Below are 13,212 nucleotides of genomic sequence, written 5' to 3' on the forward strand. Positions count from 1 at the left end.
CTGTCCGAGCGGGTCCCAGCCGGCCCCGTGCTCCGGCTGGAACCCGCTCCGCCTAGGGGCGAGGGGTGGTGGTCACTTCTTCACCGCGACGCCGCGGAACTGGCGCGACCCGTCCACGTAGACCTCCACGCCCATGACCTTGTTGTTCATCGCGAGCGGTGTGTTGAGGTGGCACAGCGTGATCGGCTGGGCCGCGTCGTCGTGGGCCGCCTTGAACAGCTGCTGGTAGATGCTCTTGGCGGCGTTCCGGTCCGCGGCGCCCTTGGCCTTGGTGGCGAGGTCGGTGATCGTCGGGTTCGAGTACGCGCCCGGGTTGCTGAACCCGTCGGGCAGGTAGTACGAGGCGATCTGGATGCTCGGGTCGGCGTCCGCCTTCTGCTGCACCATGATCGCGTCGACGTTCTTGTTCACCGAGAAGCCCTCCATGAGCTTGGGCAGCTCGACGGGACGGATCGTCATCTTGACGCCGACCTCCTGGAGGTTCGCCTGGATGAGCTCCGCGACCCGCTGGTAGGCGTCGAGGTTGTCGGTCTCCAGCGTGAACGAAAGGTTCGTCACGCCCGCCTTGGCGAGCAGTTCCTTCGCCTTTCCGGGGTCGTGCGGGTAGGCGTCCGGGCCGAGCGACGGGTCGGACGCGTAGTAGTTGTTCGGGAACATCTGCACGCCGGGCTGGCAGAACCCGCCCTGCAGCTCATTGATGGCGTTCCTGTCGATCGCGTAGTTCAGCGCCTGGCGGACCTCCTTCTTGTCGAAGGGGGCCTTTCCGGTGTTCACGGCGATGGTGAAGCTCGCCAGGCTCGGCTTCTGGCAGACGGCGAGTTTCGCGTCCTTGGCCGGCTGGTACATGCTGGACCGCAGGAATGTGGAGTCCGCCGTTCCGGTGATGGTGGCGTTCAGCCGCGCATTGTCGTTGCTGGAGATCAGGAACACCATTTTGGCGACGTTGACCGCCTTCGGGTCCCAGTATCCGGGAACGGGCGTGTACTCGACCTTGGTGTTGGGCTCGTAGGCCGTCACCTTGAAGGCGCCGGACCCGCCGGTGGGCTTGCTCGCCTGGTTCGGGTCGTCGAACACCTTCGGGCTCATCATCATCCCCGCCGAGCTGGAGAGGATGCCGATGAGCGGGGCGGCGCCGCTCTTGGTGTTCACCTTCACCGTGGAGGCGTTGACGACGTCGACCCCCGTGACGTCGCTCAGCGCCTGCTTGTTGAAGCTCTTCCCGCTGCGGTGCCGGTCGATGTTCGCCTTGACGGACGCGGCGTCGAACGCGGTCCCGTCGTGGTACTTCCAGTTCTCGATGAGATTCAGCGTCAGGCTCTTGCCGCCGTCGCCGACCTCCCATTTCTTCGCCAGCATCGGCGTCGGCTCGCCGTTGGCGTCCATGCGGATGAGCGTGTCGTAGACCGGATACAGGTACATCCAGCTGTTGCTGGTCGTGATCTTGTCCGGGTCGAAGCTCGTGTTGGCGACGCTGTACATCCAGGTGAACGTCGCGCTCCTGTCGATCGCGGCCTCGTCGAGCGGCGGGCACGCGACGTTCTGCTTCGGTTTGGCCGCACCCCCGCCGTCGCCGCCGTTCGGATCATCCTTGTCGGCGCTACACGCGCTCGCGATCATCAGGAATGTTGCGGCAGCCGCAACGAAGAGCTGTTTCCGCATCTGGGGGTCCTCCGAACCAGAATGTGGTGATGGTGAAACGGGGCTTGATCCTCGCCCTCCGGTGAATCAGTGGGGTGGACGTCGGAGAGTGAACCCTTTTCATCCGGCCTGTCCGCGACGGCCGGGCCCGTGACTGATGGCCGAGGATGAAAAGTGTTCAAGGACCCGATCGCTCGCAGGGTTCCTGCGTTCGGAGGTGACGGGCCCGGAATCGGTGGTCGCAGGGTTCCTGCGCGGGGCTGCCTGGGGGTAGTCGGTGCGGCGAGTTCGTACTTTGTCTGATGAATGAGAACATACGTATGCTTGCCAGTCAAGGAACCGTCCACCCGGCGTCCGGTAATCTTGATCGGCCCGGTCTGGCGGGTGACGGGGGGTCGCACGGTGGACGTGAACATGAGCGCTGAGACCAACGAGAGTCCCGCGCATACCGATGAGAGTCCCGCGCACGCGGGCAGGCGCGCACGCCTCCGCTCCAGGCGTCCCAAGGCACCGGCCCCCGCACCAGCGTCCGCCTTCGTCATCGGGACCCTGTTCTCGGGATCCACGCTGATCGGGCGCGCCATGACCACCCGGATCAGCGGCGCCCACTACGTCGGCGAGCTGAACAACCTCACGCAGTTCCCCGGCCTCAGCCACAAGACCGCGGCGCGCAACTGCGGGCCCTGCTCCGTCCTCGGCAAGGACTGCCCTCACTTCACCGGCAAGCTCCGCGAACAGGTCACCTACGACGACATCCTCGGCATGCACCGGCGGCTCGCCCGGTCACTGAACGCCTCGGTGATCATCGACGGGAGCAAGTACGTCACCTGGCTGCGGCTCGCCATCGCGCAGCAGCAGGCCGACCCGGCCGACCGCACCCGGCTGAACGTCATCGTCACGGCGCGGAACCCGATCGCGTACGCGATCAGCCACCGGAACCGGACGGGCCAGGCGCTGTGGCAGGGCGCGAGCGTCTGGCGGGACACCTACGTCGACGCCGTCCGCACCGCCAACACCTACGGCCTGCCGCAGCTGGTGATGCGCTACGAGGACTACATGGCCGACACCGAACGCTCGCTGGAGCGCCTGAGCGGCTTCCTGAACCTGCCGCTGAACGCCGCGCCTGACACCTCCGCCCTGCATGACACCGGCGGCAACTGGAGCTCCTTCGTCCCCTACGTGGGCAAGGCGCAGGTCGAGAAGCACATGGAAAGGTTCGACGGGGCGGTGCGCGCGGAGGCGGAGCAATTCGTGCGGGCCGCGCGGGCGTACTGGAACGACGAGAAGCCCAGGGAGGACACCCGCTGGCATGGCAGCCTCGACGCCGCCGACGCCAACGCCCTCCTGAGCACCCCCGGATTGACCGACGTGGCCGGGCTCCTCGGCTACAACCTCGTCGACATCGTCCAGGCGGCCGTCCGCCCGAAGGCGTGATCTTCACAGCCGACGGGCCCGGTCGCCGGGCCTCTCGGCCGGACGACCGGGCCCGCGCCCTGGTCTAGCGATTCCCCGTGGTCAGCCGACCGGTTCGAGGGCCAGGTCGTCGGACGTGCGGTGCTCAGTGGGCGTGTTGCCGAGGTTCTCGGGCTCGTCCGCCGGGGCGATGTGCTTGGGGAGCAGGAAGGCGATGGCGACCATCAGGACGGAGAGCGCGGCGGTGACGAGGAACGCCAGGCGCATGCCGTCGAGCTGGGCGACGGCCTGGGCGGCGCCGTCCGCGATCCGGGACCCGGCCCGGCCGGACATCACGGTCACCACCAGCGCGGTGCCGAGCGCCGCCGCGACCTGCTGGAGGGTGGCCAGCATCGAGCTGCCGTGGGAGTACAGGTGGGCGGGCAGCGCGCCGAGGCCGAGGGTGAACACCGGGGTGAACGCCACCGCCAGCGAGATCATGAGCAGCGCGTGCAGGCTGAGGATCTGCCAGTACGGCATGGCCGCCGAGATCTGGGTGAGGCCGGCCAGCGCGAGCACGATGCCCGCCGAGCCGGGGATGATCAGCTTGCGGCCGCCGAAGCGGTCGAAGAGGCGTCCGACGCCCGGGCCGATCAGGCCCATCGCCAGCCCGCCCGGCATCACCAGCATTCCGGTCTCCAGCGGGGTGAGGCCGCGCAGGTTCTGCAGGTAGATCGGCAGCAGGATCATCGAGCCCATCATCGCCATGAACCCCAGCGACATGAGGAGCAGCGAGAGCGCGTAGGTTGGGTGGCGGAGGATGCGCAGGTCCAGCAGGGGGACGTCGCGGCGCTGCAGGCGGAGCTGCCGGACGACGAACACCGCGATCGTGGCCAGCCCGAACACGACGATCGACGCGGGGACCAGCTTGTCGCTCTCGCCGAGCCGGCTCAGCCCGTACACCAGCGAGCCGAAACCGAGGGCGGCGGCGCCGACGCTGAACCAGTCGATGGTGCTGAGCTGCGGCTCCCCGACGTTCTCCAGCTGCGCCAGCCCGCGCCAGGCGATCAGTGCCGCGATCGGCAGCACCGCGGCGAACAGCAGCCGCCACGAGCCGAGCTGCAGGATCAAACCGGACACCGCCGGGCCCATCGCCGGTGCGACCGAGATCGCCATCGTCACGTTGCCCATCACCCGGCCGCGGTCGCGCTCCGGCACCACGGTCATCAAGGTCGTCATCAGCAGCGGCATCATCACCGCCGTGCCGGTCGCCTGGACGATCCGCGCCAGCAGCAGCACCTCGAAGACCGGCGCGACCGCCGCGAGCGCGGTCCCGGCGAGAAAGACGCCCATCGCGGTGGCGTAGGCGCTGCGGGTCGTGACCCGCTGCAGGAACCAGCCGGTCACCGGGATCACCGCCGCCATCGTCAGCATGAACGCCGTCGACAGCCACTGCGCCGCCTGCTCGGTGATGTTCATGTCCGCCATCAACCGCGGAATCGCGTTGATCATGATCGTCTCGTTGAGGATGACCACGAACGTCGCGAGCACCAGCAGGCGAACCACGGCGGGGGTACGGCGCCGCTCGGAGGTCGGCTTGGCGTCAAGGGCTTCCTGCGTAGTTGTCATGCCGGGTTAGACCAGCGCCCCCGCAAGAACTCATCGATCGGCCCCAACATTTCTTGAACGGATCTCATTTGCCCTGGACAGGGCCCTCCTCACGCTGTCGCTTGATCCAGTCGATGACGGTCGCCAGCCTCCCGTGCGGCCAGGGCACCGACGCCACGAACTGCGGCGCGCGCTGGGCGAGCCTGGCCATGGTGGGCCCAACTCGCTACGGATCTGCCACGAACAACATGATGCCGTCGTCCTGTCGAACCAACTTGAAGCCTTCGGAGGGCAGAGCACTCAACCTCGCCTGCTGCACGGCAGGGGGAGCCGGGACGCCGCCGAGGCGCTTGCTGTCGACGATCACCCAGTCCACGGGGCGGTGGTGAACGTCCGCAAAGAGGGTGACCTCGCATCGATCCGTGAGTTGGGCTGCCAAGTAGTTACTGGCGGCGACGGACGCACCGTCAGGAATCTCTGCGAGCAGCCGCTGTGCGGCGGCGACGTGCGGCGACGTTCGATAGAAAGCCGGATCCGTGAACCGCCAGAACGAGAAGTAAGGAAGCAGCGCCAAGCTCACTACAACCGAAAACACAGGCGCGGTTCGCGCAACACGTCGAGATATTTCCCGATTGCCGGCACCGAGGATTCTCACGGCATCCAGTAGTGCCACATAAATAATGGGCATCAAGATCGCATTGTAATGAACCTCTCCAATGCTCCATTGAGGCGGCTGTGTTGACACGATCCGGTAGAGGACAACAGGTAAGCCTACAAGCAAGATGGGTGACCGGATGGCCACAAAGGACGTCACTACAAGCAGGCAGAGGATGAGCACCAACTTCTGAGGGTGTTGAATCATGCTTGCCGGAAGTTCCAGCACAGTCTGAAAGACATTCTGCTCCCCTCCTTCGCTCATCTGCCCCCAGTAGCGATACTTTCCATTCCAACTGAAGGCGGGAATGAGTACAAGGAGAATCAGGAGCAGCCCGGCCACCCCGGTGACTATCACGCCTATTCCAAGCCGGTAGCGCTTCTTGAACACCAGGTAGACGCCGACGGATGCAACGACGAGACCCAGGTCTTCTTTGACGAGGAGAAGCGGAAAGGTCCATGCAACAGCCGCTCGCCAGCGCTCCTCCGCCAAGCTGACGACCCCAAAGGCAACCAACGGAACGGCGAAAGCAACCTCGTGGAAGTCGAAGGCGATCGCTCCTTGCAGGCCCCAGGACAGGCCATAGGCCAGTGAAATAGCGGCACCTCTGGCATACCCGAGCCTCGCGATCGCCAGACGGCTGATCGGAATAACGGAAGCCGCCACTAATGCAGCTTGCGCGAGAAGTAACGTTCTCGCATCCGGCCAAACCCAGTAGCCGGGAGCCAGGGTCACCAGTATGGGATGAAAATGATCCCCAAGGAGATTGGCCCCAGGACCTTTTATTGGCACTACTGGCGCCCGGAACTCGGAATATTCTCTCATGACCTGATCAAAGATCCCGAGATCGTACGCCGCGGTCTCCATACGAGCATGCCGGATGAGCGAAAATAAGGAGTAAACACCCCAAAGCGCAACCGCCAGAAGCGGCGAAATCAATGCCCGCCACGAAAAACTTCGCGATACAGTTGACAAGATGGGTCTTGGGGGTGTAAGGGTCTCTGTATTCACAATAGGCGATTTTAGCGGCTAATAGCGCCAGTTTGCACGGTTGACGCGACGTTGGTGTCCTGTCAGCCATGGCCGGCGGGCGGCGCGATATACCGTCTTCTGTTTCAGGCCATCCCTGACGTGCTGGGCGAGACGGACGCCGTGGTGGCGGCCAGACCACCATGCCCTCAGTGAGCGGCTATATCGGTCGTGCTTACCGGTCCTTTTTGACGAGGGCATTTAACGGGTGGCCGTGGCGTTCGTGGTGTTCGGGGACCAAGCCCCCGGTTGCAGATCCCACCCTCCAGATGCCAACCCGCACACCGCACTGCGAACCCGTCCGTCACCAACGGTTAGGTCGCGCTCACGTACACCATTCACATCTCCAGCAGAATCAGCGTCCCGTCCACGCTGTACACGTCTTCACCCTCTTCGGGCACCGCCGAAGCGACTGAAAGTCCTCGAACAAACTTCAGTGGCCTCAGCTTCACGCAAACATAAAGGGAGACCACAGTGCGGGAACTGCGCGGCAACAATTTGCCCTGGCCGCTAGCTCGTCTAACGTTGAATGCAACAGTGCCTGGTAGCTTGCAGTCCCAACCAGTCTCGAACTGGGCTACCAGGCCTGTCTTTTCGCACTGCGGGGTTTAGTCATCCTCGTCCTAGTCGAAATCCCATCCGCCGCTTGAGCCCCTCTTGCGGCTTGGGCAGAGGGCGGTGGATCCACGCCTGTCGCCGTGCCAGCGCCACTGTCCGTACTTCCAGCCGACGCCGCTGCAGTAGACCTTGGCCCGATAGGAATCGGGGCCGGTCCCGTCGCACCAGCCCGAGAACTTCCCGGTCGGCACGCGAGCGTATTCCCACATGTAGCAAGGGCCTCGCCCGTCCTCCTTCTCCCTCACATCAGCCGAGGCAGGGGTAGTCGCTGCCAGCAGTGAGCTGGCGACCCCCAAGGCTAAGACGCTGCTGACGACGAGCTTTCGCATGTGTATCACCCTTCACGAGTGGCTCTTTGGTGGTGCTTTGTACCACCAAAGACGAGGAGATCATGCGCGCTCTGGAACGATCAAGCTCCTGGCCGAGTTCGGACAGAGATACTAACTTCCAGTATTCTAGCTAGTAAGGATCGTTTCTCTGGCTTGTTTCTAGGCTTGCGGCTCGACCTGCAGTAATGGCGCGTGGTGACGCTCTAATCACGCACGCGGGTACTGGTATTCGCCACGCACCGCGAAGGCCGAGGCGAGTCGGGCGCTGGGCAAGCAGAACCCGGGGGCCGCCAGTGGCGGCTTTCGGCGGGCCGGATTCGTGGATTGGGCTCACACGGAGCTACTTGGCCAAATGTTTGTTGCCCACGGTCAAACAGGGTCGTAATTCGCCGCGGAACGTACCATTACCTCTCGCAGTTGGAGTCATCCACCGTATTCGCGGCGAGGAGGGTGGTCCGCACTCGTTTGGCCTCGCACACCTCGTCGGACGCGGGCATGTAGGCCGGTTCGCGCTCATGGGCCAGGCGGCCGCATTGTGATGATGCGGCCCGAATCGACGGCGGGTTGCGGCGCCGCTGTACTGCCCACACGCGCTTTTCCACGCCCTGGCGTCTCGTCCTGGACGCGGGTCACGCCTTACAGGCGGCGCCGCCGGCCATCCCCCTCGGCAGCGCCCGGTGAGTGATTTTCGTCCTCTGCGCCGGAACTGAGCAGGCCCCGCGTCCAGGGACGAAATTTACTCGTGTGGGGTCTCGTCGAAGATCAGCCAGGTGCGGGTCGAGCGGACGCCCTCGACCGTATGGATGCGGGACAGGACGATGTCGCGCAGCGAGGCGTTGTCGGGCGTCCGGACCAGCATGATCAGGTCGACGTCGCCGCCGACGAAGGCCAGGTGCTCGATGCCGGGGACCTGCCCGAGCTGCGCCGACACCTTCCGCCAGGAGTTCTGCTCGATGTTCACCAGGACGTAGGCCGCCGTGCCGAGGCCCGCGCGGACGGGGTTCACCCGGGCGGTGAAGCCCGTGATGACGTCGTCGGAGATCAGGCGCTCCACGCGCGTGTAGGCGTTGGAGCGGGAGACGTTGACGCGCTCGGCGAGGGCGCGCATGGACAGCCGCCCGTCGGCGACCAGCTCGCGGAGGATCGCGCGGTCGAGGTCGTCGAGCGCGGCGGGCGTCCCTCCGGCGGTCGGCGCCGGTCCGGCGGGCCCGGCGGGGCCGGCGGGGCCGGCGGGGCCGGCGGGCGTTCGTCCGGTCAGACCGGGCGGCAGCGGGGTCCCGGAAGACATTTGGTCCATGTGACCTCCCCAGCTCGGGCCATGTGTCCTGACTTCTGACGGGGTATTGAGACTTCTGTCCCCATCGGTTCATATTTCTAGCATCGATGGAGTTGCGGAGGTGGAGTCGATGACGGGTCGGACGGAGGCGCTGCTTCCCTCGGCGGAGCCCGTGCGGTTCCTGACCGACAGCGGTGCGGTGGCGCGGAAACAGGCGAACTACCCGATGCCCGACGCGGAGCTTCTGCGCCGGGCCTATCGGGCGATGGTCGTCGGACGGCGGTTCGACGCGCAGGCGACGGCGCTGACCAAGCAGGGGCGGCTGGCCGTGTATCCGTCCAGCCATGGGCAGGAGGCGTGCCAGGTCGGCGCGGCGCTCGTCCTGGACGACGGCGACTGGCTGTTCCCCACCTACCGGGAATCGGTCGCGCTGGTGACGCGCGGCATCGATCCGGTCGAGGTGCTGTCCCTGCTCAGGGGCGACTCGCACTGCGGATACGATCCGCGGCGCCATCACACGGCACCGCAGTGCACGCCGCTCGCGACGCAGGCCGTCCACGCGGCGGGCCTCGCCTACGCGGAGCGCCGCAAGGGGACGGGGCAGATCGCGCTCGTCTGCGTCGGTGACGGAGCGACCAGCGAGGGCGATTTCCACGAGGCGCTCAACTTCGCCGCCGTGTTCAAGGCGCCGCTCGTGGTGCTGGTCCAGAACAACCAGTACGCCATTTCGGTGCCGCTGGAACGCCAGACCGCCGCGCCCGCCCTCGCCTATAAGGGAATCGGCTACGGGGTGCGCTCCGAGCGGGTGGACGGGAACGACCCGGTCGCCGTGCTGGCCGTTCTGACGGCGGCCGTCGAGCACGCCAGGGCCGGCAAGGGGCCATTCCTCGTCGAGGCGCACACGTACCGGATCGAGCCGCACACCAACGCCGACGACGCGTCCCGCTACCGCACGGAGGCGGAGGCGGAGGAATGGCGGGGGCGCGATCCGATCCCCCGGCTGGAAAGTTATCTGCGACGGCGCGGGCACCTCACCGACGAGGACGTCAAGGCCTTCTCCGCCGACGCCGACGCGCTCGCCGAAGACCTCAGGACGCGCATGAACGCCGACCCCGACCTCGTCCCGCTGGGCCTGTTCGACCACGTCTACCGCACCCCGACGCCCCAGCTCGACGAGCAGCGCGCGCTGCTCAGCGCCGAACTCCACCCCGAGCTCCGCCACGAGGGGACGCCGTCATGATCACGATGGCCAAGGCGCTCAACAAGGCCCTCCAGGACGCTCTCGACGGCGACGAGCGGGTCCTGGTCTTCGGCGAGGACGTCGGCGCGCTCGGCGGCGTCTTCCGCATCACCGACGGTCTCGCCGCGAAATTCGGCGACGACCGCTGCTTCGACACCCCGCTCGCGGAATCGGGCATCGTCGGGTTCGCCGTCGGAATGGCGATGGGCGGTTTCCGTCCCGTCGTGGAGATGCAGTTCGACGCGTTCGCGTACCCGGCCTTCGAGCAGATCGCCTCGCACGTCGCCAAGATGCGCAACCGCACGCGCGGGCGCGTCGAGCTGCCGCTGGTCATCCGCATCCCGTATGCGGGCGGGATCGGCGGTGTCGAGCACCATTGCGATTCCAGCGAGGCGTATTACGCGCACACGCCGGGGTTGAAGGTCGTCACGCCCGCGACGGTGGAGGACGCCTATTCACTGCTGCTGGAGGCGATCGACGACCCCGACCCGGTCGTGTTCTTGGAGCCGAAGAAGCTGTACTGGTCGAAGTCGGACATCGAGCGCCTGGAGCGGACGGAGCCGTTCGGCCGCGCCGTCGTCCGGCGAGCAGGGGGCGACGCGACGGTCGTCGCGTACGGGCCGGGTGTTCCGGTCGCGCTGGAGGCCGCCGAGGCGGCGTCGGCGGAGGGCTGGGACCTGGAGGTCGTCGACCTGCGCACGATCGTCCCGTTCGACGACGCGACCGTGGCCGCGTCCGTCCGCCGGACGGGCCGCTGCGTCGTGGTCGCCGAGGCCGCCGGCTTCGCGGGCGTCGGCGCGGAGATCGCGGCCCGTGTGCAGGAGCGCTGCTTCCACAGCCTGCTGGCGCCGGTGCTGCGGGTGACCGGATTCGACATCCCGTACCCGCCGCCGATGCTGGAGCAGCACCATCTGCCAGACGTCGACCGCATCCTCGACGCCCTTGACCGCCTCCAGCGTGACGACCAGCCCGACACCCGGTATCTGAACGTCGGCGGTGCGGCATGAGCGAAGCGAACCGGGGGGTGTGGGGGGTCGACCCCCCACAAGAGGCAGGCATGAGCGGCACGGTCTTCCGGCTGCCCGACCTGGGTGAAGGGCTCACCGAGGCCGAGGTCCTGGAGTGGAAGGTGTCGGTCGGTGACGTCGTGACGGTCGATCAGGTCGTCGTCGAGGTGGAGACCGCGAAGGCGGCGGTCGACGTGCCCGTCCCGATCGCCGGGACGGTCGCGGAGCTGCACGCCGAGGCGGGCGGCGTCGTGACCGTGGGCGCCCCTCTCATCTCGGTGAACGCCGGACCGGCACCCCACACCGGACCGGCGCCCCGCAATGGTGCGGCCGAACGGTACCGGGAGGAGGAGCGGGCCGGGTCGGGCAACGTCCTGGTCGGGTACGGAACGGCGGCGACGGCCACGACTCGCCGTTCCCGGCGGCTGGCGGCACCGTCGCGCGACGAGGCGCCCCGCGTGATCTCCCCGGTCGTGCGCCGCCTGGCGAAGGAGCACGGCATCGACGTGGCGGCGTTGACGCCGAGCGGGCCGGGAGGCGTCGTCCTGCGGAAGGACGTCGAGGACGCGATCGCCGCCGCGGCACGCCCGGAAGCGCCCGAAGCGGACGAGGTGCGCGTCCCGCTCAGGGGCGTCCGCCGGACGATGGCGGACAGGGTGTCCCGCAGCCGCCGCGAGATTCCCGATGCGACCACCTGGGTCGACGCCGACGCGACCCGCCTCGTCAAGCTCAAGAAGAAGATCCAGCGGGCCGATCCCGGCGCGCGCGTCGGAATGCTGGCCTTGTTCGCGCGGATCTGCGTGGCCGGGCTGCGGCGCTTCCCAGAGCTGAACGCGTATGTGGACGACGAGCGGCACGAGATCGTCCAGCTGCCGCGGGTGAATCTCGGGTTCGCGGCGCAGACCGACCGGGGCCTGGTGGTGCCGGTCGTCCGCGACGCGCAGCGGCTGACGCTGGCCGAACTGGGCGCGGAGCTCGCGCGGCTGACGGACGAGGCGCGCGAGGGCCGGCTGTCCCCGGACGACCTCACCGGCGGCACGTTCACGCTCAACAACTACGGCGTGTTCGGCGTGGACGGCTCCACCCCGATCATCAACCACCCCGAGGCGGCGATGCTGGGCGTCGGCCGCATCACCGAAAAGCCCTGGGTGTGGAAGGGAAAGGTCCGGCCCCGGCAGGTCACGCAACTGTCGTTCACCTTCGACCACCGGGTCTGTGACGGCGCGGTGGCAGGCGGTTTCCTGCGTTTCGTCGCCGACTGCACGGAGCACCCGGAAAGGTTGCTCACCAACCTGTAGCCGGATACCAAGTGGGAGGCTGCGGTGTAGCCGTGTAGGTGCGCGGAGGGAGCTTCGATGGACAAGAAGACGGTCATCACCGTGTCGGCGGCCGCCCTCCTGGCGGTGATGGGCGCCGTCGTCTGGAAGCTCAGTAGCGCGGACAGCTCGGCCAGGCCGAGCGACGGGGTGCACGTCCACTCGACCCAGGACCCTGGAGAGGTCGCCGAGTATTGGACGCCGGAACGCATGCGGCAGGCGACAGGAGGCTAAGCGACGGCGGCGACCGCGGCGACCGCGGCGACGGCGAGGCGGGGGCGAGGGCGAGGCGGGAGCGAGGGCGAGGGCGAGGGCGAGGCGGCAACGACGGCGGAGGCGGCGGAGGCGGCGGGCCGGAGTGGGGGCGTTATTCGGGTGGGCGGGTGCGGAGGCCGTCGAAGGCGACCTTGCACAGCGCGTCGGCTATCTCGTCGGCGCCGGCCCCTCCCCGCCGTGGCCGGTACCACTCGATCAGCGAGTTGACCAGCCCGAACAGCAGCCGGGCCGTGATCGCCGGGTCGATGTCGGGACGGATGTCGCCGTCCGCCTCCGCCTCCGCGACCAGCCCGGACACGAGATGGTCGAACTCCCGGCGGCGGGCCAGCGCCCGCTTCTCCACGGCGGTGTTGCCGCGCACCCGCAGCAGCAGGGTCACGAACGGCTGCTCAGCGACGAGGACGGCGACGCTCGCCCGGACGAGGTGCTCCAGCCGGTCGATCGCGCGTCCCTCCACGGCCCCGGCCTGGTCGGCGGCGGCGAACAGCCCGTCGAGCGCGCGGTCGACGGCGAGCTGGAGAAGCTCGTCCTTGCCCGCGACGTGGTAATAGATCGCGGACTTGCTGATGCCGAGCCGCTTGGACAGCTCGTCCATGCTGGTGCCGTCGTAGCCGCGCTCGTTGAACACCTTCACAGCGACGCGCAGCAGCGACTCCTTGTCATACCCGGGCCGCCCCCGCCGGGTCGCCTTCACCTGCTGGTCACGGCCGTCGCGTCCGTCCCGCTCGTTGCTCACGGCGGTCATTATCGCAGCGCCGGGGCCTTCTGAACGGGCCGGATCAGGGGTAATATCCTGACTGAACGGACGGTCGGTAATTCAGGCCGGCC

10 protein-coding genes are annotated in these 13,212 nt (G+C 67.4%); 5 read left to right on the forward strand and 5 right to left on the reverse strand.

Annotated features, from left to right (window positions below; translation table 11 throughout):
• Positions 1-72: 72 nt before the first annotated feature.
• On the reverse strand, positions 73-1,659 hold the full coding sequence (locus tag ACH34S_RS08125; protein WP_395951823.1) for an ABC transporter substrate-binding protein: 1,587 nt from the start codon (positions 1,657-1,659) through the stop codon (positions 73-75).
• Positions 1,660-2,052: 393 nt separating this feature from the next.
• Between ACH34S_RS08125 and ACH34S_RS08130 the strand changes: the two genes are divergently transcribed.
• Positions 2,053-3,072 (forward strand): hypothetical protein, encoded by a 1,020-nt coding sequence (locus ACH34S_RS08130; RefSeq protein WP_395951825.1) that lies wholly within the window; start codon positions 2,053-2,055, stop codon positions 3,070-3,072.
• Between the two features lie 81 nt (positions 3,073-3,153).
• Here ACH34S_RS08130 and ACH34S_RS08135 read toward each other — a convergent pair whose 3' ends face one another.
• The 3 genes from ACH34S_RS08135 to ACH34S_RS08145 all read right to left on the reverse strand — a co-directional run bounded on the left by ACH34S_RS08135 (position 3,154) and on the right by ACH34S_RS08145 (position 8,557).
• Complete coding sequence (locus ACH34S_RS08135; RefSeq protein WP_395951826.1) at positions 3,154-4,659, reverse strand: MDR family MFS transporter; 1,506 nt, start codon at positions 4,657-4,659, stop codon at positions 3,154-3,156.
• Positions 4,660-4,864: 205 nt separating this feature from the next.
• Positions 4,865-6,160, reverse strand: coding sequence for a DUF2079 domain-containing protein (locus tag ACH34S_RS08140; RefSeq protein ID WP_395951827.1), 1,296 nt, complete (start codon positions 6,158-6,160; stop codon positions 4,865-4,867).
• 1,845 nt (positions 6,161-8,005) lie between these two features.
• On the reverse strand, positions 8,006-8,557 hold the full coding sequence (locus ACH34S_RS08145; protein ID WP_395951828.1) for an Lrp/AsnC family transcriptional regulator: 552 nt from the start codon (positions 8,555-8,557) through the stop codon (positions 8,006-8,008).
• Between the two features lie 118 nt (positions 8,558-8,675).
• Between ACH34S_RS08145 and pdhA the strand changes: the two genes are divergently transcribed.
• From pdhA to ACH34S_RS08165, 4 genes are read left to right on the forward strand one after another with little or no spacing between them, the layout of a single operon-like run.
• On the forward strand, positions 8,676-9,785 hold the full coding sequence (pdhA, locus tag ACH34S_RS08150; protein ID WP_395951829.1) for a pyruvate dehydrogenase (acetyl-transferring) E1 component subunit alpha: 1,110 nt from the start codon (positions 8,676-8,678) through the stop codon (positions 9,783-9,785).
• Entirely contained in the window at positions 9,782-10,792 is a 1,011-nt protein-coding gene (locus ACH34S_RS08155) for an alpha-ketoacid dehydrogenase subunit beta (protein ID WP_395951830.1), read from the forward strand. The genes pdhA and ACH34S_RS08155 overlap by 4 nt, the downstream gene beginning before the upstream one ends.
• A gap of 50 nt (positions 10,793-10,842) precedes the next feature.
• Positions 10,843-12,090, forward strand: coding sequence for a dihydrolipoamide acetyltransferase family protein (locus ACH34S_RS08160; protein ID WP_395951831.1), 1,248 nt, complete (start codon positions 10,843-10,845; stop codon positions 12,088-12,090).
• 57 nt (positions 12,091-12,147) lie between these two features.
• Positions 12,148-12,342 carry a hypothetical protein gene (locus ACH34S_RS08165; RefSeq protein ID WP_395951832.1) on the forward strand — a complete coding sequence of 65 codons (195 nt, stop codon included), beginning with the start codon at positions 12,148-12,150 and terminating at the stop codon, positions 12,340-12,342.
• A 133-nt stretch (positions 12,343-12,475) separates the two neighbouring features.
• Here ACH34S_RS08165 and ACH34S_RS08170 read toward each other — a convergent pair whose 3' ends face one another.
• On the reverse strand, positions 12,476-13,120 hold the full coding sequence (locus ACH34S_RS08170; protein WP_395951833.1) for a TetR/AcrR family transcriptional regulator: 645 nt from the start codon (positions 13,118-13,120) through the stop codon (positions 12,476-12,478).
• Positions 13,121-13,212 lie beyond the last annotated feature (92 nt).

Source organism: Actinomadura sp. 3N508, from assembly GCF_044326375.1.
In the GTDB taxonomy this organism is placed as follows: domain Bacteria; phylum Actinomycetota; class Actinomycetes; order Streptosporangiales; family Streptosporangiaceae; genus Spirillospora.

Bases quoted from the DNA above. Each gene is read 5' to 3' on its own strand.
- ACH34S_RS08130 (WP_395951825.1), top strand. From the start codon at position 2,053: ATGAGCGCTGAGACCAACGAGAGTCCCGCGCATACCGATGAGAGTCCC.
- ACH34S_RS08145 (WP_395951828.1), bottom strand. From the start codon at position 8,557: ATGTCTTCCGGGACCCCGCTGCCGCCCGGTCTGACCGGACGAACGCCC.
- ACH34S_RS08160 (WP_395951831.1), top strand. From the start codon at position 10,843: ATGAGCGGCACGGTCTTCCGGCTGCCCGACCTGGGTGAAGGGCTCACC.
- ACH34S_RS08125 (WP_395951823.1), bottom strand. From the start codon at position 1,659: ATGCGGAAACAGCTCTTCGTTGCGGCTGCCGCAACATTCCTGATGATC.
- ACH34S_RS08140 (WP_395951827.1), bottom strand. From the start codon at position 6,160: ATGGAGACCGCGGCGTACGATCTCGGGATCTTTGATCAGGTCATGAGA.
- ACH34S_RS08135 (WP_395951826.1), bottom strand. From the start codon at position 4,659: ATGACAACTACGCAGGAAGCCCTTGACGCCAAGCCGACCTCCGAGCGG.
- ACH34S_RS08165 (WP_395951832.1), top strand. From the start codon at position 12,148: ATGGACAAGAAGACGGTCATCACCGTGTCGGCGGCCGCCCTCCTGGCG.
- ACH34S_RS08155 (WP_395951830.1), top strand. From the start codon at position 9,782: ATGATCACGATGGCCAAGGCGCTCAACAAGGCCCTCCAGGACGCTCTC.
- pdhA (WP_395951829.1), top strand. From the start codon at position 8,676: ATGACGGGTCGGACGGAGGCGCTGCTTCCCTCGGCGGAGCCCGTGCGG.